Origin of the sequence: Oxalicibacterium solurbis, assembly GCF_014635845.1 — a bacterium.
GTDB classification, from domain to species: domain Bacteria; phylum Pseudomonadota; class Gammaproteobacteria; order Burkholderiales; family Burkholderiaceae_D; genus Oxalicibacterium; species Oxalicibacterium solurbis.
Genome location: NZ_BMDP01000002.1, coordinates 677,476 through 697,011, shown reverse-complemented (window position 1 = coordinate 697,011; position 19,536 = coordinate 677,476). Strand labels below are relative to the sequence as shown.

The 19,536-nt window shown below is 60.6% G+C and carries 17 protein-coding genes; 8 read left to right on the top strand and 9 right to left on the bottom strand.

Translation table 11 applies throughout. The features are described from left to right. Nucleotides 1–12: 12 nt before the first annotated feature. Together IEV40_RS08925 and smc are read right to left on the bottom strand one after the other, a co-directional pair. A complete protein-coding gene (locus IEV40_RS08925) occupies nucleotides 13–1,149 on the bottom strand; it encodes a cell division protein ZipA C-terminal FtsZ-binding domain-containing protein (RefSeq protein ID WP_188420688.1) in 1,137 nt (378 codons plus the stop codon). A gap of 353 nt (nucleotides 1,150–1,502) precedes the next feature. Then, on the bottom strand, nucleotides 1,503–5,024 hold the full coding sequence (gene smc, locus IEV40_RS08920; RefSeq protein ID WP_188420686.1) for a chromosome segregation protein SMC: 3,522 nt from the start codon (nucleotides 5,022–5,024) through the stop codon (nucleotides 1,503–1,505). Nucleotides 5,025–5,236: 212 nt separating this feature from the next. Between smc and dapC the strand changes: the two genes are divergently transcribed. From dapC to IEV40_RS08880, 8 genes are all read left to right on the top strand, one after another. Then, nucleotides 5,237–6,442, top strand: coding sequence for a succinyldiaminopimelate transaminase (gene dapC, locus IEV40_RS08915; RefSeq protein WP_188420684.1), 1,206 nt, complete (start codon nucleotides 5,237–5,239; stop codon nucleotides 6,440–6,442). Between the two features lie 52 nt (nucleotides 6,443–6,494). After that, nucleotides 6,495–7,319, top strand: coding sequence for a 2,3,4,5-tetrahydropyridine-2,6-dicarboxylate N-succinyltransferase (gene dapD, locus IEV40_RS08910; RefSeq protein WP_188420682.1), 825 nt, complete (start codon nucleotides 6,495–6,497; stop codon nucleotides 7,317–7,319). Nucleotides 7,320–7,398: 79 nt separating this feature from the next. Next, the gene (locus IEV40_RS08905) at nucleotides 7,399–8,529 is read left to right on the top strand and encodes a PilT/PilU family type 4a pilus ATPase (protein ID WP_188420681.1); all 1,131 of its coding nucleotides are present in this window, start codon (nucleotides 7,399–7,401) and stop codon (nucleotides 8,527–8,529) included. 2 nt (nucleotides 8,530–8,531) lie between these two features. Beyond that, the gene (locus tag IEV40_RS08900; RefSeq protein ID WP_188420680.1) at nucleotides 8,532–8,894 is read left to right on the top strand and encodes an ArsC family reductase; all 363 of its coding nucleotides are present in this window, start codon (nucleotides 8,532–8,534) and stop codon (nucleotides 8,892–8,894) included. Nucleotides 8,895–8,896: 2 nt separating this feature from the next. After that, nucleotides 8,897–10,024, top strand: coding sequence for a succinyl-diaminopimelate desuccinylase (gene dapE / locus IEV40_RS08895; protein WP_188420679.1), 1,128 nt, complete (start codon nucleotides 8,897–8,899; stop codon nucleotides 10,022–10,024). A gap of 133 nt (nucleotides 10,025–10,157) precedes the next feature. Continuing rightward, nucleotides 10,158–11,051 carry a 50S ribosomal protein L3 N(5)-glutamine methyltransferase gene (gene prmB, locus IEV40_RS08890; RefSeq protein ID WP_188421167.1) on the top strand — a complete coding sequence of 298 codons (894 nt, stop codon included), beginning with the start codon at nucleotides 10,158–10,160 and terminating at the stop codon, nucleotides 11,049–11,051. A gap of 28 nt (nucleotides 11,052–11,079) precedes the next feature. After that, a complete protein-coding gene (locus IEV40_RS08885) occupies nucleotides 11,080–13,044 on the top strand; it encodes an ATP-binding cassette domain-containing protein (RefSeq protein WP_188420678.1) in 1,965 nt (654 codons plus the stop codon). Between the two features lie 19 nt (nucleotides 13,045–13,063). Continuing rightward, on the top strand, nucleotides 13,064–13,909 hold the full coding sequence (locus IEV40_RS08880) for a Rossmann-like and DUF2520 domain-containing protein (protein WP_188420677.1): 846 nt from the start codon (nucleotides 13,064–13,066) through the stop codon (nucleotides 13,907–13,909). Between the two features lie 71 nt (nucleotides 13,910–13,980). Here the strand turns inward: IEV40_RS08880 and ehuA are convergent, their stop codons facing one another. The 7 genes from ehuA to IEV40_RS08845 all read right to left on the bottom strand — a co-directional run bounded on the left by ehuA (nucleotide 13,981) and on the right by IEV40_RS08845 (nucleotide 19,531). Beyond that, complete coding sequence (ehuA, locus tag IEV40_RS08875) at nucleotides 13,981–14,796, bottom strand: ectoine/hydroxyectoine ABC transporter ATP-binding protein EhuA (protein ID WP_229724030.1); 816 nt, start codon at nucleotides 14,794–14,796, stop codon at nucleotides 13,981–13,983. Beyond that, nucleotides 14,793–15,476 (bottom strand): ectoine/hydroxyectoine ABC transporter permease subunit EhuD, encoded by a 684-nt coding sequence (gene ehuD, locus IEV40_RS08870; RefSeq protein ID WP_188420676.1) that lies wholly within the window; start codon nucleotides 15,474–15,476, stop codon nucleotides 14,793–14,795. Before ehuD ends, ehuA begins: the two co-directional genes overlap by 4 nt. After that, complete coding sequence (gene ehuC / locus IEV40_RS08865; protein ID WP_188420675.1) at nucleotides 15,476–16,129, bottom strand: ectoine/hydroxyectoine ABC transporter permease subunit EhuC; 654 nt, start codon at nucleotides 16,127–16,129, stop codon at nucleotides 15,476–15,478. The genes ehuD and ehuC overlap by 1 nt, the downstream gene beginning before the upstream one ends. A 56-nt stretch (nucleotides 16,130–16,185) precedes the next feature. Then, on the bottom strand, nucleotides 16,186–17,031 hold the full coding sequence (gene ehuB / locus IEV40_RS08860) for an ectoine/hydroxyectoine ABC transporter substrate-binding protein EhuB (RefSeq protein WP_188420674.1): 846 nt from the start codon (nucleotides 17,029–17,031) through the stop codon (nucleotides 16,186–16,188). Nucleotides 17,032–17,256: 225 nt separating this feature from the next. Continuing rightward, entirely contained in the window at nucleotides 17,257–18,042 is a 786-nt protein-coding gene (motD, locus tag IEV40_RS08855; protein ID WP_188420673.1) for a flagellar motor protein MotD, read from the bottom strand. Nucleotides 18,043–18,077: 35 nt separating this feature from the next. Beyond that, complete coding sequence (locus IEV40_RS08850) at nucleotides 18,078–18,818, bottom strand: flagellar motor protein (protein WP_188420672.1); 741 nt, start codon at nucleotides 18,816–18,818, stop codon at nucleotides 18,078–18,080. Continuing rightward, the gene (locus IEV40_RS08845; protein WP_308632379.1) at nucleotides 18,800–19,531 is read right to left on the bottom strand and encodes an RNA polymerase sigma factor FliA; all 732 of its coding nucleotides are present in this window, start codon (nucleotides 19,529–19,531) and stop codon (nucleotides 18,800–18,802) included. Before IEV40_RS08845 ends, IEV40_RS08850 begins: the two co-directional genes overlap by 19 nt. Between the last annotated feature and the right edge of the window lie 5 nt (nucleotides 19,532–19,536).

The following is a 19,536-nucleotide window of genomic DNA, read 5'->3' as shown; positions in this document are numbered from 1 at the left end:
ATCGGACAGGAATCAATTGAACAGGCGCAGCGCGCGGGCCGAACCGGCCGGAATGTCTGCCGCGTCCATATCGGCATAGAAGGCTTCGAGCTGGCCTGCGATCTCGCTCAGGGCGGCGTCGGCCAGCGGCTGGTTGCCGTCGTCGACGACCGTGCCGTCGAGACGCGCCGACAGCGTACGCGCGCAGGCGATCATCGCACCGAAACCGTCACGCGAAGGTGCGACGACCGGCACATCGAGCAGCAGCGTCAGATGGCTGGTGGTTTCTTCCGCCAGCGTGACGTTGGTCGACAGCGAGAACAGCACGCCGCCCTCGCCGTCCGGCATCACCAGGCGGCCCTCCGGGCGCACGTCGAAGCCTTGCCGTTCCAGCGCAGCCAGCAAGGTCGTCACTGACCACGGCGCACCGTTGGTACGCACATTGACGCTGAGCTTGGCATCGTATTCGGTCACGAAATGATGCAATGCACGCGCGCTTGCCATCACTTCCGTCATGTCCGGCACATCGGGATCGGCATCCAGATCGTCGGCGATCTGGCGCAGCTTCATCACGAATTCGGAATACTCAAGTTCATTCAGCGCGCTGCTGCGGTTGGCCAACTGCACGCCGGCCGTCAGTGACTTGTAAACGCCGCCATGCGTGATGGCTTCCCATTTCGCATCCATGCGCTGGCCGATGAAGTGCACCGGTTTGCCGCCAACGTGGCGCAAGGTCTGGATCGCCGTCAGCACTTTTTCGCCGCGCAGTTGCATGACGGGTGTCAACGGAATCGTGCAGTCGATCAGGTAATCGACCGGCAGATCGCGTTCTTCAACGGCAGTGGCCAGTTCAACCGGTGTCGCATCCAGCGAACCGATGGCTGCGGCATCGGCCGGCAGATCCTGATCGATCGCTTCCTGCTGGATCGCTTCGTAATCGCTTGGCCCCGGTGTGTTGAACTTGGCGTCTGCCGATGAAAAACCCGGCTCCCGCCGTTCTTCGTCTGGAGAAGGCCGATCGCCGGCTCCCATCAGCACATCGTCATGCGACGACGAAAAAGCGCGTTCGACACTCTTCTTCGCCTTGTATTCCTGCCATTTGTTATAGCTGATAACGCCGCCGACAATCACGGCGCCGATCACGATCAGGCTGGTCTGAAGATCCGTCATGCTGCACCGGCCGTTTCAATGAGTTGTCGAGAAGATGAGGGCGGCATCGCAACACATGCGCGAAGCTGGAATGAAGAAGAAAAATCGGATTGACTCATATAAATCCAAGGGTTCGACGGGTTCCAATAGCCGATTCGGCACAAGCCATCGACGGCGCGGCAACCCGCTTGGTGCCATGTCTAGCGGCCTGTCTAGGGTACGTGCTGCAAAGAATTTCTGTCAAGCTGGCATACCTGCCGGAAAAGCAGGCGCACCGGACATTGCGCGCCTTCGTTCGACGTTGAAAAACGGCAGGAAATCGCCCGGTCAACGCATAGCCAGGTGCCAGGCTTCCATTCGTTCCCGACTGCAACTTATGCCGCTTCCGACGCGAAGTTCGCCGCCGATTCCATGTCGACGGCGACGATACGCGACACGCCCTGCTCCTGCATCGTCACGCCGATCAGCTGCTGCGCCATCTCCATCGCGATCTTGTTGTGCGAGATGAAGAGGAACTGCGTGTGCGACGACATGCGCTTGACCATGTTGCAGAAGCGTTCGGTGTTGGCGTCGTCCAGCGGCGCATCGACCTCGTCCAGCAGGCAGAACGGCGCCGGATTCAGCTGGAACATCGAGAACACCAGCGCGGTCGCCGTCAGTGCCTTCTCGCCGCCGGACAGCAGATGGATGGTCGCGTTCTTCTTGCCCGGCGGCTGCGCCATCACCTGCACGCCGGAATCCAGAATCTCTTCGCCGGTCATGATCAGCTTGGCCTGGCCACCGCCGAACAGGATCGGGAACAGTTCGCCAAAGTGCTTGTTGACCTTGTCGAAGGTGTCCTGCAGCAGATCGCGTGTTTCCTTGTCGATCTTGGCGATCGCGTCTTCCAGCGTGGTGATCGCTTCGGTCAGGTCGGCGTTCTGCGCGTCGAGGAAGTTCTTGCGCTCCGATGCGGCAGCCAGTTCGTCCAGCGCAGCAAGGTTAACGGCGCCGAGGCCGGCAATCGCATTCGTCAGGCGCGTGACTTCGCCCTGCAGATATGAAGGACGCATGTCGTCGTTCAGCTTTTCGGCCAATACGGCTTCGTCGGCCTGCGCTTCGGCCAGTTGCTGTGCGTACTGCTCCTGGTTCAGGCGCGCAGCCTGTTCCTTCAGCTGCAGTTCGGTGATGCGGTCGCGGATCGGCTGCAGGCTGCGTTCGGCTTGCATGCGCGATTCGTCGTGCGTGCGCAATTGCTGCGTTAATTGATCCAGCTCGTGGCGTGCGTCAGCCAATGCGCGTTCCTGTTCGCTGCGCTTTTCCAGCAATGCCTGCAAGCCGGCCTGCGCAGCCTGATCGTCCAGGCTTTCCAGTTCCAGAGACCCCTGCTGCATGTTGGCGAACAGTTGTGCGGCCTGCTCCAGCGCAGTGGCGATGCTGCGCTTGAGTTCCTCGATCTTGTTGCGCTGCGATTTCTCGGCGAATTCCGCTTCCTGCGCTGCGCGTTCGAGTTCGCGCACTTTCTGGCGCGCATCGTTCAACTGCTGTTCCTTCGCCAGATAATCGGTCTGGCCTTCTTCGTGCGTCTGCTGCAGCTCGGCCAGTTCGGCATCCAGCTGCTCGAACTTCGCCTCGGACTCGGCCTTGATCTGCTGCTGTTCGGCTTCCTGCGCGGCGATCTCTTCCAGATCGGTAGCGATCTGCGTGCTGCGCTGGTTGAAGCGTTCCTGCACTTCCGACAGTTTCATCACATCGATCTGCAGCCCGTGCACGGATTGCGTCAGCGTATTCACGCGCTGGCGGATTTCCTGCAAGCGTTGCGTCGCCTGCGTCAGCGCCGCTTCCGAACGCACGAAGCGCGATTTCGCCTCGTCGGCCAGCATCTGCTGCGCGCGCAACTGCTTGGTGATGTTTTCGATTTCCTGCTGGCGCGCCAGCATGCCGTCCTGCTCGGAATCGGATGCGTAGAAACGCACGCTGGACTTGCCGATCACATGGCCTTGTTTCGTGACGAAACAACCGCCGTTCGGCAGCTTGCTGCGATCGACGAAAGCAGCCGCGACATCGTCGGCGATATAGACGTTGTGCAGCCAGTCCTGCATCAAGGCGCGCAGGCCCGGATCGTTCAACTGCAACAGGTTCAGGAAAGGTTTCAGCCCCGCAACCGGCTCGCTCGCCTCGCCGGCGACAGCGTTAGGCGTGAACAGCGCCAGCTTGGCTGGCGGCGCGTCGTTGAAGAAGGCTTTCGCCCAATCCAGGTTCGACACTTCCAGCGCCGACGTGCGCTCGCGCAGCACCGATTCCAGCGCGGTTTCCCAGCCCTGATCGATATGCAGCTTCTGCCACAGGCGCGGCAGTTCGCCCAATTCATGCTTCTGCAGCCACGGCTGCACCTTGCCCTGCGTCTGCACGTTTTCCTGTAGTTGCTTCAGTGCGGCGAGGCGCGCTTCCAGTTGCGCGTTGTTGGCGGTTTCGGTATTGACCTGCTGCTGCGCGGTGCGGCGCTCTTCTTCCATCCGCGGCAGCTGCTCCTGCGCCTCTTCGAGCTGTATCGTCGCTTCTTCCAGCGTCGCCTGCTTTTCTTCGAGCTGCAATTTCAAATTGGACAGGTGCGTGGTATCCGGCGCATTCAAGCCATGCTGCTCCTGCGTCAAGCGATCGCGGCGTGCCGCCAGATTCGTCAGGATGCCGGAAGCATTGCGCTGATGCGCCGATTCCAGCTCGATCTGCTGTTGTGCCTGCATGATGCGACCGCGCGACTCGGTGCTCTTCAGTTGCGCCTCGCGCCAGGCCTGTTCCATCGCCGGAATGCCGTCGCTTTCGCGCTGCGCGATTTCCTGCGCCTGCTCGACGCGCATCGTCTGCTCTTCCAGATGCATTTCGGCTTCGGCCAGATCTTCCTGATACTGCGACCCCTGGCGCTGCCACTGGTCGCGCTGTGCCGTCAGCGAGTTGAGTTGCGACTGCAGGCGTGCGCGCGATTCGATGACGAACTTGATCTGCGCTTCCAGGCTGCCGATTTCGGAATTGGTCTGGTACAGATGGCCTTGCGCCTGATGCATGCGATCGCCGGCCGCATAGTGCGTCTGACGCATGTGTTCAAGCTCGGTTTCGACATGGCGCAGCTTGGCAGTCTGTTCTTCCAGTTCGATCTGCGCTTTCTCGATGTCGCGGAAGAATTTTTCCTGCTCGTTTTTCGCCTCGTTCTTGCGCAGCAGCCACAGCAGCTTCTGCTTCTCGTCTTGCTCGGACTGCAGCGCATGGTATTTCTGCGCAACGGCAGCCTGGCCTTCGAGCTTTTCCAGATTCGCGTTCAGTTCGCGCAGGATGTCCTCGACGCGCAACAAGTTCTCGCGTGTGTCCTGCAGGCGATTTGCCGTTTCGCGGCGGCGTTCCTTGTACTTCGATACGCCGGCGGCTTCTTCCAGGAAGATGCGCAGCTCTTCCGGACGCGCCTCGATGATGCGCGAGATCATGCCCTGGCCGATGATCGCGTAGGCGCGCGGACCGAGGCCGGTACCGAGGAAGATGTCCTGGATATCGCGGCGGCGCACCGCCTGGTTGTTGATGTAGTAGGTCGAGGTGCCGTCGCGCGTCAGCGTGCGCTTGACGGCGATTTCGGCGTACTGGCTCCATTGTCCCGAAGCCTTGCCCTCGCCGTTGTCGAACACCAGTTCGACGGAGGAACGGCCGGCCGGTTTACGGTTGGTGGTGCCGTTGAAGATCACGTCCTGCATCGATTCGCCGCGCAGTTCGGACGCCTTGGATTCGCCGAGCACCCAGCGCACGGCATCGATGATGTTGGACTTGCCGCAGCCGTTGGGGCCGACCACACCCACCAGTTGCCCCGGCACCTGGAAGTTCGTCGGATCGACGAAGGATTTGAAACCCGATAATTTAATGGAAGTTAAACGCACGTTATCGACCGTTCCCTAGGATATGCAACAAATTCAGCTGATCTGGCGCAGCGCCACAGCCCTGCAAAAGGGACTAATCATAGCATTGCAGACAACGATGCCAAGCATTTGAAACCGGCCGCAAGCCGTCGAACGGCCTGACAGCGGCAGGACGGTATAATGTTGCCATTTTGAACCGCGCATTTTCTCGCGCCTCTTCCGATTTCCCAGCCGTGAATCCTCTCCTGAACCAGCTGCAACCCTACCCGTTCGAAAAGCTGAAGCAACTGTTCGCCGGCGTCACGCCGAATCCGGCCTATCGCGCCATCAGCCTCGGTATCGGCGAACCCAAGCATCCGACACCGGCCTTCATCCAGAAGGCACTGGCCGACAATCTCGACGGCCTCGCCGCCTACCCGACCACGGCCGGCACCGACGCATTGCGCGCGACCATCGCCGGCTGGCTGGAACGCCGCTACGGCCTGCCGAAACTGGATCCGGCCACACAAGTGCTGCCGGTCAACGGCTCGCGCGAAGCGCTATTCGCACTGGCGCAGACCGTCATCGATCCGCATGCCGATGCGCTGGTGATGTGCCCGAATCCGCTGTACCAGATTTATGAAGGCGCGACCTTTCTGGCCGGCGCGCAGCCTTACTACGTCAACTGCAACCCGGCGCGCAATTTCGCACCGGATTTCAGCGTCGTTACGCCGGAAATCTGGAAACGCGTGCAACTGGTCTATATCTGCTCGCCGGGCAATCCGGCCGGCGCGGTGCTGACGCTGAACGACTGGAAGGAACTGTTCGAGCTGTCCGACCGCTACGGCTTCGTGATCGCAGCCGACGAGTGCTATTCCGAAATCTACTTCAAGGACGAAGCACCGCTGGGTGCCATGGAAGCGGCGCACAAGCTGGGGCGTACCGGCTATCCACGCCTGATCGGCTTCTCAAGCCTGTCCAAGCGTTCCAATGTGCCCGGCATGCGCTCGGGCTTCGTTGCCGGCGATGCCGATATCCTGAAGAAATTCCTGCTGTACCGCACCTATCACGGCAGCGCGATGAGCCCGTCGGTGCAGAGCGCATCGATCGCCGCATGGGACGACGAGCAGCACGTGCAGGAAAACCGCCAGAAATACATCGCCAAATTCAAGCAAGTTACGCCGATGCTGCAGGAAGTCGTCGATGTCGCATTGCCGGACGCCGGCTTCTACCTGTGGGCCAGGGTCGACAAGCTGGCCCCCATCAGCGACGTCGAGTTCGCGAAGCGCCTGTACGCCGAATATAATGTGACGGTTCTGCCGGGCAGCTATCTGGGCCGCGAGGCGCACGGCGTCAATCCGGGCGAAAACCGCGTGCGCATGGCACTGGTCGCCGAGGTCGACGAATGCCTGGAAGCGGCGCAACGCATCGTCGCCTTCTGCAAGACACTGGCTTCTTGATCCCGTTTTCCGTATTCATTTTCGATTCATCCTTCAATAGCAAAGCAAAGACATGACCCAACAACTCGAACAATTCATCGATCAGGCCTGGGAAAACCGCGCCGATTTTTCGCCGAAGACCGCGCCGGCCGACGTGCGCAATGCCGTCGCGCAAGTCATCGATCAACTGAACAAGGGCACGCTACGCGTCGCGCAGAAATCCAACGGCGAATGGATCGTCAACCAGTGGGTCAAGAAAGCCGTGCTGCTGTCCTTCCGTCTGGAAGACAACGTCGTGATGCCGGCCGGCGGCAGCACGCAGTTCTACGACAAGGTGCCGAGCAAGTTCGCGAATTACAGCGAAGCCGATTTCGCGGCCGGCGGTTTCCGCGTGGTACCACCGGCGATCGCACGCCACGGCAGCTTCATCGGCAAGAACGTCGTGATGATGCCGTCGTACGTCAACATCGGCGCCTACGTCGATGAAGGCACGATGGTCGATACCTGGGCCACCGTCGGCTCCTGCGCGCAGATCGGCAAGAACGTCCACCTGTCCGGCGGCGTCGGTATCGGCGGCGTGCTGGAACCGATGCAGGCCAATCCGACCATCATCGAAGACAACTGCTTCATCGGCGCACGTTCCGAGATCGTCGAAGGCGTGATCGTCGAGGAAAACTCGGTCATCTCGATGGGCGTGTACATCGGCAAATCGACCAAGATCTATGATCGCGCCACCGGCGAAGTCAGCTACGGTCGCATCCCGGCCGGCTCGGTCGTCGTCTCCGGCAACCTGCCGTCGGCCGACGGCAAGTACAGCCTGTACTGCGCCGTGATCGTCAAGAAGGTCGATGCACAGACGCGTTCGAAAACCGCGATCAACGAACTGCTGCGCGACTAAGATTGACCCGATGCCGCCTCGCATGAGCGAATGCGGCATCGCGCATCTTCATCCACCAACCTGAACGGGACAGACAGCCATGGCAATGGATCGGTTATTTCTTCTGATGAAGGAAAAGGCGGCATCCGACTTGTTTGTCGCAGTCAATTCGCCGATCCACATCAAGATCGACGGCAATCTGATCCCGATCAACCAGCAGAAGCTCGACCAGCAGGCCATCATGGCACTGCTGGCCGAAGTCGTTTCACCTGCCAAGCTGGAAGAACTGGAACGCGAGAACGAACTCAATATCGGCATCCCGGTTGCCGGCGTCGGCAGTTTCCGTCTATCGGCCTTTCGCCAGCGCGGCAGCATCTCGGCCGTGCTGCGCTACATTCCGGGCGAAATTCCGCTGCTGGACAGCCTGAACCTGCCGCCCGTGCTGGCCAACCTGGTCATGGAAAAACGCGGCCTGCTGCTGGTGGTCGGCGCGACCGGCTCCGGCAAATCGACGACGATCGCGTCGATGCTGGACCATCGCAACATCATGAAGACCGGCCACATCCTGACGCTGGAAGATCCGATCGAATTCCTGTTCCGCAACAAGCGTTCGATCGTCAACCAGCGCGAGATCGGCAACGATGCGAACGGCCTGCAGATCGCACTGAAGAACGCACTGCGCCAGGCACCGGACTGCATCATGATCGGCGAGATCCGCGACCGCGACACGATGTCGGCCGCCCTCGCCTATGCGCAATCCGGCCATCTGGTGATCGCCACGCTGCACGCCAACAACAGCTACCAGGCGCTGATGCGGATCATCAACTTCTTCCCGCTGGAAACGCGCCAGTCGCTGTTGAACGATCTGGCGTCCACGCTGCGCGGCATCGTGTCGCAGCGCCTGGTGACGTCGATCAGCGGCGGCCGTCGCGCGGCGGTCGAAGTCATGCTGAACACGCCGCACATCGCCGAACTGATCGAAAAAGGCGAAATCACGCAGATCAAGGAAGCGATCGAAAACAGCATGTCGGCCGGCTCGCAGACCTTCGAACAGGCACTGCTGACACTGATCAAGGATGGCGTCGTCACACAGGACGAAGCGCTGGCGCATGCCGATTCGGCCAGCAACCTGTACTGGCTGCTGAACAATTCGACGCAACCCAAACCGGTTGAAGAACCGCAGCCGGATGAACAAGGCGCCAGCTTCACCGAATTCACATTGAAGATGTAACCATGAGCATTACCCTGTACGGCATACCGAACTGCGACACCGTCAAGAAGGCGCGCACCTGGCTGGAAACGAACAAGACCGACTACGCTTTCCACGATTTCAAGAAGAATGGCATCACGCGCGAATTGATCGCCGGCTGGCTGCAGGACGTGTCGTGGGATGTGCTGGTCAACCGCAAGGGTACGACCTGGCGCAACCTCAGCGACGAACAGAAAGCCGCCATAAACAACAGCAGCGACAACGCCAGCGCAATCGAACTGATGCTGGCATCGCCATCCGTCATCAAGCGCCCGGTGCTGGCAGGTGCCGGCAAGACGCAGGTCGGATTCTCCGCCGACACCTATCAACAGATTTTCAAGAAATGACCATGAGCAAAACGCTCGCACTGACCGAAGAACTGATCGCCCTCTCCTCCGTCACGCCGCAGGACAACGGCTGCCAGGCGCGCCTGATCGAACTGCTGGAACCGCTCGGTTTCGTCTGCGAAACCATCGCCTCCGGCGGCGTCACCAACCTGTGGGCACGCCGCGGTACCACGCAGCCGCTGCTGGTGTTTGCCGGCCACACCGACGTCGTGCCGACCGGCCCACTGGACCAATGGACCTCGCCGCCGTTCGAACCGACGCAGCGCGACGGCAAGCTGTACGGTCGCGGTGCAGCCGACATGAAAACGTCGATCGCCGCGATGGTCGTGGCTGCCGAAGAATTCGTACAGGCGCATGCAGATCACAAAGGCTCGATCGGTTTCCTGATCACCAGCGATGAGGAAGGCCCGGCCACCGACGGCACCGTGATCGTCTGCAATGCGCTGAAAGAGCGCGGCGAACAGCTGGACTACTGCGTGGTCGGCGAACCGACGTCGAGCCAGATGCTGGGCGACATGATCAAGAACGGCCGCCGCGGCAGCATGTCGGGCCGCCTCGTCGTCAAGGGCATCCAGGGCCACATCGCCTATCCGCAACTGGCGCGCAATCCGATTCATCAATGCGCGCCGGCGCTGGCCGAACTGACCGCCGAAAAATGGGACGACGGCAACGAATACTATCTGCCGACCTCGTTCCAGGTTTCGAACATGCACGCCGGCACCGGCGCATCGAACGTGATTCCGGGCGAAGTCGTCATCGACTTCAACTTCCGTTTCTGTACCGCCAGCACGGTCGAAGGGCTGCAGCAGCGCGTGCATGCGATTCTCGACAAACACGGCCTCGAATACGATCTGAAGTGGTCGATCAGCGGCCATCCGTTCCTGACGCCGAAAGGCTCGCTCAGCGATGCCATCGGCGATGCGATCCGCAGCGAAACCGGTGTTGAAACCGAACTATCGACGACCGGCGGCACGTCCGACGGCCGCTTCATCGCACGCATCTGTCCGCAGGTGGTCGAATTCGGTCCGCCAAACGGCAGCATCCACAAGATCGACGAACACATCGAAGTCCGTTTCATCGATCCGCTGAAGAACATCTACCGGCGCACGATGGAAAACCTGCTGCTGTAACGGAAAAGAAATAGCGCAGAAGCAATAACGCAAGGCTGCCGGCAGCGCGTCGGCAGCACGATGATTTCCCGCGCTGGCGGGAACAACCACTATCCGGACGATGCATGCATCGTCCGCCATTCCCTATCGCATCATGCCGACAACGACACCTGCCGCCTTTTCGACCATCCGCGATCTATTGCGCTACGCCGTCACCCGTTTCAATACCGAACAGCTGTTCTTCGGCCACGGCACATCGAACGCGCTGGACGAAGCCGCCTACCTGATCCTGCATACGCTGAAACTGCCGCTGGACAAGCTCGATCCCTTCCTCGATGCTCACCTTCTGCAGGAAGAAGTCTCAAGCGTGCTCGACGTCATCGATCGCCGCGCCACCCAGCGCGTACCGGCTGCCTACATCACCAATGAAGGCTGGCTCGGCGGCTATCGCTTCTACGTCGACGAGCGCGTGATCGTGCCGCGCTCCTTCATCGCCGAACTGATCCCGGAACAGTTTTCGCCCTGGGTCGGCAATTCGGACAAGATCACCAACATCCTCGAACTGTGCACCGGCTCCGGTTGCCTGCCGATCATGCTGGCCGATGCTTTCCCGAATGCGCAGATCGATGCGGTCGATATCTCGGCCGATGCGCTGGCCGTCGCGCAGCGCAACGTCGACGATTACGGCCTGAGCGATCGCATCACGCTGATCCAGTCCGACCTCTACGACAACGTGCCGGAAAACAAGTACGACCTGATCGTCACCAATCCGCCTTACGTCAACGCCGGCTCGATGGACAAGCTGCCGCCCGAATACCTGCGCGAACCGCAGATCGCGCTGGCCGGTGGCGAAGACGGCATGGATCTGGTGCGCAAGATCGTCGAAGGCGCGGCCAAGCGATTGACGTCCAAAGGCCTGCTGATCGTCGAGATCGGCAACGAGCGTCCGTACGCGGAAGCGGCTTTCGCCGACCGCGATCTCACCTGGCTGACGACCAGCGCCGGCGATGACATGGTGTTCCTGCTGTCCGCCGACCAGCTGAAGTAATGGCAGTAATGAATTCAAGTAACAAGCAATGATCCGTTTCCAGAATGTTTCACTCGCACGCGGCATCAAGCCGCTGCTCGATGGTGCCGACCTGACGTTGAATCCCGGCGACCGCATCGGCCTGATCGGTGCCAACGGCGCCGGCAAGTCCAGCCTGTTTGGCGTGCTGCGCGGCGAACTGCATGCCGACCAGGGCAGCGTCGATTTCCCCGCCAAATGGCGCGTTTCCCACGTCGCGCAGGAAACGCCGGCGCTGGATACACCCGCCATCGAATACGCGATCGACGGCGATACCACGCTGCGCGCCTTGCAACGCCAGCTCGCGCAGCTGGAAAGCCAGCCGGAAAGCGCCGACAACGGCACGCGCATCGCCGAACTGCACAGCGCGCTGGCCGATGCCGACGCCTACACGGTGCGTTCGCGCGCCGAGCAATTGCTGCTCGGCCTCGGCTTCACGCTGGCGCAGATGGAACAGCCGGTTGCCAGCTTCTCCGGCGGCTGGCGCATGCGGCTGAATCTGGCGCAGGCGCTGATGTGTCCGTCCGATCTGCTACTGCTCGATGAACCGACCAACCACCTCGATCTCGACGCCATCCTGTGGCTGGAAGACTGGCTCAAGCGTTATGAAGGCACGCTGCTCGTGATTTCGCACGATCGCGATTTCCTCGACGGCATCGTCAACGTCATCGTGCACATCGACGAACGCAAGCTCAAGCGCTATTCCGGCAACTACTCTGCCTTCGAGCGCCAGCGCGCCGCGCAACTGATCCTGGCGCAGAGCGCGATCGAAAAGCAGGCGCGCGCCCGCGCGCATCTGGAATCCTTCATCACCCGTTTCAAGGCCAAGGCCACCAAGGCGCGCCAGGCGCAAAGCCGCATGAAGGCGCTGGCGAAGATGGAAGAACTGGCGCCGCTGCGCGCCGCCGCCGAGTTCTCGTTCGAATTCCGCGAACCGGCCAATGCGCCGAATCCGCTGCTGGTGATGGAAGGCGTCGCCGCCGGCTATCGTAGCGGCGAAGGCACATCGGCTGTCGAGAAGACCATCGTTTCCGGCATCGACTTCTCGCTGCAGACTGGCCAGCGCATCGGCCTGCTCGGCGTCAACGGTGCCGGCAAATCGACGCTGATCAAAACCATCGCCGGCGATCTGGCACCGCTGCACGGCACGGCACGCACTGGCAAGGGATTGTCGATCGGCTATTTCGCGCAGCACCAGGTCGAAATGCTGCGCCACGACGAATCGCCGCTGTGGCATCTGATGCACATCGCGCCGGACACGCGCGAACAGGAACTGCGCAATTTCCTCGGTAGTTTCAATTTCAACGGCGACATGGTGACCAGCAAAATCGCGCCGTTCTCCGGCGGCGAAAAGGCACGCCTGGCGCTGGCACTGATCGTCTGGCAACGCCCCAACCTGCTGCTGCTGGACGAACCGACCAACCATCTGGATCTGGAAACGCGCGAGGCGCTGACGATGGCGCTCGCACAATTCGAAGGCACGCTGCTGCTGGTGTCGCACGATCGCCATCTGCTGCGTGCGACGACCGACCAGTTCATCATCGTCGCCGATGGCAGGCTGCAGCCTTTCGACGGCGATCTGGATGATTATCGCGACTGGCTGTTCAAGACACGGCTGGCAGGCAAGCAGGAAGAAAGCGCGCCGCTTCCGACAAAGGCGCCGACAACACAAACTGCCGTGCCGGCACCGGATCGCCGCGAACAGCGCAAGCAGGAAGCCGAGGAACGCCAGCGCCTGTCCGTGCTGAAAAAGCCGATCGAAACCCGCATCAAGCGCCTGGAAGAACAAATGGCCAAATGCCAGACAAAGAAGTCGGACATCGATGCTCGCCTGGCCGACAGCGCCATCTACGACGCCGCCAACAAGGAAGAGCTGAAGCAGTTGCTGGCGGACCAGGCTTATTGCACGCGTGATCTCGACCAGCTGGAAGCCGAATGGCTGGAACAGCAGGAAGCACTGGAAGCCATTCGCTGAACGCACGGGATCAATCTCCATGCCATCCGCCATGCGCCCTACCCTGAACATCGTCGGCTGCGGCAAGGTCGGCCGTGTGCTGGCGCGGTTATGGCATGCGGTGGGCATCGTGCAGCTGCAGGACATCGTCAACCGCACGCCGCAAAGCACCGCAACTGCCATCGCCTTCATCGGCGGCGGCACGCCCGCAACACTGTCTACATTGCGACGCGCCGATCTGACACTGGTCGGTAGCGGCGATGACCAGATTCCCTCGCTGGCTGCCGCATTGGCGGCAACTGCGGTTCCGTTCGACGGAACGATCGCATTTCATTGCAGCGGCGCATTACCGGCATCCGTACTTGCGCCATTGCAGCAACGCAGCGCCGCCATCGCCAGCGTGCATCCGGTACGCAGCTTTGCACTGCCGGAAAAAGTCGTCGCGCAATTCGACGGCACCTGGTGCGGTGTCGAAGGCGATCCATCAGCGATCGCTGCGCTGGAACCGCTGTTCGCCGGTATTGGCGCGCACTTCGTCACCATCGCAAGCGAACACAAGGTGCTGTATCACGCCGGTGCCGTCTTCGCCTCCAACTATCTGGTCACGCTGCTCGATACCGCCGTGCAGGTCTACGGCAAGGCTGGCATCGCGCCGGACGTCGCGCTGCAGATGATGTCGGCGCTGGTGCGCGAAACGGCGGATAACGTGTTGCAGGATGGAGCGGAAAAGGCATTGACCGGGCCGATCGCACGCAGCGATGCCGGAACGGTGATCCGTCAGTACCATGCCATCAAGGAAAGCGATGCATTGCAGGGAGACCTGTATCGCCGCCTGGGACGGCTGACGCATCGACTGGCGAAACGTGCACGCGGCAATCGCCGTTAGTCATCGTTTAGTTAGTCATCATTAAAAACGGCTTCGCGCTATGCGTGAATATTTTCGAATATTCGTCACGCTCAACCTGCTTCCATTACCGCACGCAGGAAGCTTTGCGTACGCTCCTGCTGCGGCGCACCGAACACCTGCTCCGGCGACCCCTGTTCCAGAATCCGGCCTTCGGAGAAAAAGCAGATGCGGTCGGCAAACTCCTTGGCGAAACCCATCTGGTGCGTCACCATCAGCATCGTCAGATCGTGTTCGTCGCCGAGGCGGCGAATCACGCTCAGTACCTCGCCGCACAATTCCGGGTCCAGCGCCGACGTCACTTCGTCGAACAGCATGATCTGCGGGCGCATCGCCAATGCGCGCGCAATCGCCACGCGCTGCTGCTGGCCGCCCGAAAGCTGCGACGGATAATGTTCGAGCTTGTCGCCCAAGCCAACCATTTCCAGCAACTCAGTGCCGCGTTCACGTGCTTCCTTGCGCGACAAGTCAAGCACGCTGCTCGGCGCTTCGGCGACATTCTCCAATGCCGTCATGTGCGGAAACAGGTTGAAGCTCTGGAACACCATGCCGATACCTCGGCGGCCTTCGCGCTTGTAGCGCTCATCGGCCGGCACCAGTTTACCGTCGCGGCTCGCCATATGCGTCAACGGCCGGCCGTCGATTTCGATGACGCCGCCGTCGATATCGTCCAGCAGCATCAAGGTACGCAGCAGCGTGGATTTGCCGGAACCGCTGGGGCCGATCAGCGCGACCTTCTCGTTGCGCGCGATATCCAGATTCAAGCCGTCCAGAACAGTCAGCGCACCATAGCGTTTGCTGACGTCGCGAAAGCGAATCATCGGCTCCGCTTTCTCTTCCGTTGTCGTAGTCATCGGCGTTGTTGTCATGATGTGCTCCTTGCACGGTTGGACGGCAGCGCCGTGGCATGCTCGAGACGGCGCACCAGCATCGCCGCGACGAGACTGATACAGAGGAAGAAAATACCGGCCATCGTGATCGGTTCCAGGTATCGGAAGCTCTGCGAACCGATGTTCTTCGCCTGCAGCATCAGTTCGACGACGGTGATCGCCGACAGCACCGGCGTATCCTTGAACATCGCCACCAGATAGTTTCCCAGTGCCGGCAGCACCGTGCGCAATGCCTGCGGCAGGATCACGCGACGATAGGCGGCGAACGGCGGCAGGCTGAGTGTCTTGCAGGCTTCCCACTGGCCGCGCGGCACCGCATCCAGGCCTGCGCGGTAGACTTCGGCCACATAGCAGGCATAGTGCAACGCAATGCCGGTGAGGCCGGCAGCCGTGGCCGACAGCATCAGCCCGAATTCCGGCATCACATAAAACAGGAAATACAGCTGGATCAGCAACGGCGTGCTGCGGATGAATTCGATCGTCACCGTTGCCGGCCACGACAGCACACGCCAGTGGCTGCGCCGCATCAATGCCAAAGCGAGTCCGGCAACCAATGCGATGACAAAGCCGACCAGCGTGATGCCTATCGTCGTCATCGCCGCCGACAGCAGGCTCGGCAGGATGCTCCACGCGAAATCGAAATCGACCAGCGATGCCATCAACGCCCTCCTCGTGCATGGGAAACGCGACGCGCCAACAGGCGCATTGCCAGGTTGATGCACTGCGCGAGCACAAAGTAGAACAGCAAGGTCAGGCCGAATACTTCGCGGCTCAGGTAAGTCACCTGCACGATCTGGTTTGCGCGGAAGCTCAGGTCGGCCAGTGTGACCAGCGATACCAGCGACGTTCCCTTCAATAGTTCGATCAACAGATTGGTGCCTGGCGGAATTGCATTCACCAGCGCCTGTGGCAGCACGATGCGCATGAAGCGGCGCCACGGCGAAATGTTCAATGCGATGGCTGCTTCGATCTGGCCGCGCGGTACGCTGGCAAATGCGCCGCGCATGACTTCCGCACCATAGGCACCGATGTGCAGGCCGAGGCCGATCACGGCAACGGTGAAGGGCGACATCGATATATTGAACGGCGGCAGCGGCAGCACGAAATACAACCAGAACAGCTGTACCAGCAACGACGTGCCGCGGAAGACTTCGATATACACATTGGCGGCCCAGCGTAGCGGACGCGCATGCGACATCTTCGCCAGCGCTGCCAGCAGCGCCAGCACAATGGCCAGCAGCGAGGCCAGCAGCGTAATCTCGAGCGTGACACCGACGCCACGCAGCAGCAACGGCAGAATGTCAGCAAGCATGACCGGCCTCCGTCATCACGCAGACGACGCCGATCGGCATGCAAAGCGGGAAATCGTCATTCATCGGGGAAATCTGCAAGCGTCTTGTCCGTCAGGTTGGAGCGATCGAAACCGAACGGCGCAACTGTCTGCAAATGTGCATCGGTTCCCAGCCATTGCTTCATGACGCCATTGACCGCATCGCACAAATCCTGGTCTTCGTTGCGGAAAGCCAGCGCACCATAGCCGATATGCGAAGGATCGTCGGTGAAATCGGCAACGGCTTCCAAACGTCCTTCGCTTTTCGTCGCCATGTCCTTCATGGTCAGCGCGGTACCGACGGCAGCATCGGCACGCTCCGTCATCACCGCCTGGAATTGCGCGATCGTATTGGGTACCTGCAAGATCTGCTCCTCGGCGATACCGGCACCGACCGCATAATCGTATTCCGCAGTACCGGCCACGATCGCCAGCCGCAATGCAGGATCGGCCGCGATATCCGCGTAGCTGGAAAGATGTAATGGATTTCCCTGAAGGACCAGCAGCGTATCGCGCATCTGGTAATGCGGATCGGCGAACAGCACCTGTTTCATCCGTGCCGGCGTGATGTACATGCCAGCGGCGATCACGTCGAAGCGGCGCGCCTGCAGGCCGGGAATCAATGCGCCCCATTCGGTCAGTACCGGTTCGATCTTCGTCACGCCCAGTTGCGCGAAGACGGCCTTGGCGATTTCCGGCGACTCGCCGGTCACTTTTCCCTGCAGATCGATATAGGCATACGGCACTTCGTTGGCATAGCCGATGCGAATCGTGCCAGTCCGTTGCGCACGCTCCAGCGTAGTTTCCGCCGATGCCGTGCCCGTCGCCCACAGCGTTGCGAGCAGGATGGCAATGTGCCACCTTTTGATGATGCGTCCGGTCATTCTCCCTCTTGCATGCTATCGCCGACGCAGGTCGCCGGGCAGCGGCAATGGTAGCCAGCCATATGATGCGATGTCAAATCATTCGTATTGAAATTATTAAATGGCAAAAATTACATGCCAAATCACACATTGCAGCTGGATGAAAGCGGCTTACGTCGATGGGGCTTGCGAACCGCCCCGGTCGCGGACCGGGACCAGTACAAGAAAGGAAGAAAGGAAGAAGGATCAGTCGTCCGACGTCACCGGCACTTCGGTCACCGTTTCCGGCAATCCGGAGAGGATCATCAACTGCACACGACGATTGCGCATGCGCCCTTCCGTCGTTTCGTTGGAGGCCACAGGCTCGTTCGCCGCATGCCCCATGGCAACCATGCGCTTCTCGTCGATCCCGCTGTCGACGAACAGCCGCACCACGCTGCTGGCACGTACTGCCGACAATTCCCAATTCGAAGGAAACATCGCATTGCTGATCGGCACGTTGTCGGTATGGCCTTCGACCTGGATGGCGTTATCCACTTTCGTCAGCACCTTGGCGACGGCGCGCAGCGCTGCTTCCGATTCCGGACTCAGCTTTGCCTCGCCCGGCGCGAACAGCACGCTGGCATTGATCTCGACGCTGACACCGCGCGCACTTTGCGTCACACGTACCTTGCCCTGACTGATCAGCGGCGCCATCGCTTTCAGGATGTCGCGCGCGATATCGGTCATCTGCGCGCGCTCGCGCTTGATTGCCGGATCGAGGCGTGGCTGCGGTTGCGGCTGCGGCATCTGGATCGGCAGCGGCACAATGGTGCGCACGCGCTCGGCTTCACGGATGACCGTGGTCTTCTCGGTCGGACCGCCGAAGGCGATGCCCAGCGATTCGGAAAGCACGCGGTACTTGCCCTCGTTGACCGACGAGATCGCATACATCACGACGAAGAAAGCGAACAGCAGCGTGATGAAGTCGGCATACGACACCAGCCAGCGCTCATGGTTTTCGTGTTCTTCCTCGTGTTTTTTACGTGCCATGCGGATTGCGCTCGCGGTCGTGAACGGAAATGCCGTTACGCCAGATAGATGTTCATCCGCTCTTCGATCAGACGCGGATTGTCGCCGGAAGCGATGCCGGCGAATGCATCGGCCAGCATCTCATGCTTGAAAACCTCGCGATTGACCAGCGCCTTGAGCTTGTTGGCAATCGGCAGGAAGACCAGGTTGGCAAAGCCGACGCCGTAGATCGTCGCAACGAAGGCAACCGCGATACCGCTGCCCAGCTTGCTCGGATCGGACAGGTTCTCCATCACGTGGATCAGGCCGATCACCGCGCCGAGGATACCGATCGTCGGTGCATAGCCGCCAGCCGACTCCCATACCTTGATCGCCAGACGCTGTTTCGCTTCATGTGCGGTGATTTCCAGCTCCAGCACTTCGCGCAGCTTTTTCGGATCCACGCCATCCACGATCAGGCGCAGGCCATGCTCGGTAAACGGATCGTCGATATCGCTAATCACACGCTCCAGGCTCAACAACCCTTCGCGGCGTGCAATCACGCTCCAACTGGTGACGTTGCGGATCAGCTCGGCATAATCGTCTTGCTTGGGCATGAAGACCTGCCCCGCCAACCGGATGCCGGCGGCGAAGTTGCTCCAGCCGCTCTGCAGCAGCACCGCGCCGATCGTACCGATGATGACGATGACGAAAGCCGCAGGCTGAATCAACGAACCGAGCTTGCCACCCTCCAGAGTCTGTCCGACGAGGATGCCTCCGATCGCCAGTATGATGCCGACTAAGCTACCCCAGTCCACGCCTTCTCCCTTAAGTTGGCACGCATCCGCGCGATCGCCTGGCTATGCAATTGCGATACGCGCGATTCCGTCACTCCCATGATGGCGCCGATTTCTTTTAAATTCATTTCCTGTTCGTAGTACAGGCCCATCAATATCTTTTCCCGTTCCGGCAACGCTTCGATGGCAGAAATGACAGCCGAGCGAAAACCGGTATTCATCAGGTTTTGCAATGGGTCGGACGATTCGTCGGTGCAGTAACGGTCGAGGAAATGTTCGCTCTCGTCGTTATCGTGAAAATCCTCGTAATAGACCAGTTGGTGGCCGCCGCCGTCGCTCAGCAAATCCTGATAATCAGCCAGCGACAACTTCAACTGGCGCGCCACTTCGCTTTCATTCGGTGCACGGCCCAGTTGCTGCTGCAACTGGTTCATCGCCACCTCGATCTTGCGCATGTTCTGCCGCATGCTGCGCGGCATCCAGTCACTGCTGCGCAGCTCGTCCAGCATGGCGCCGCGAATGCGCTGCACAGCGTAGGTCTCGAACTGCGCGCCGTGCGTTTCCTCGTAGCGGTTGACGGCATCGAGCAAGCCCATCATGCCGGCTTGGATCAGATCGTCCACTTCGACACTGGGCGGCAGCTTCGCCTTCATCTGATGCGCCAGCTTCTTGACCAGCGGAGCATGCTCGCTGATCAGGTGTTCCTTGTCGGATTTGCCGGTCGCTGTATACATTGCCA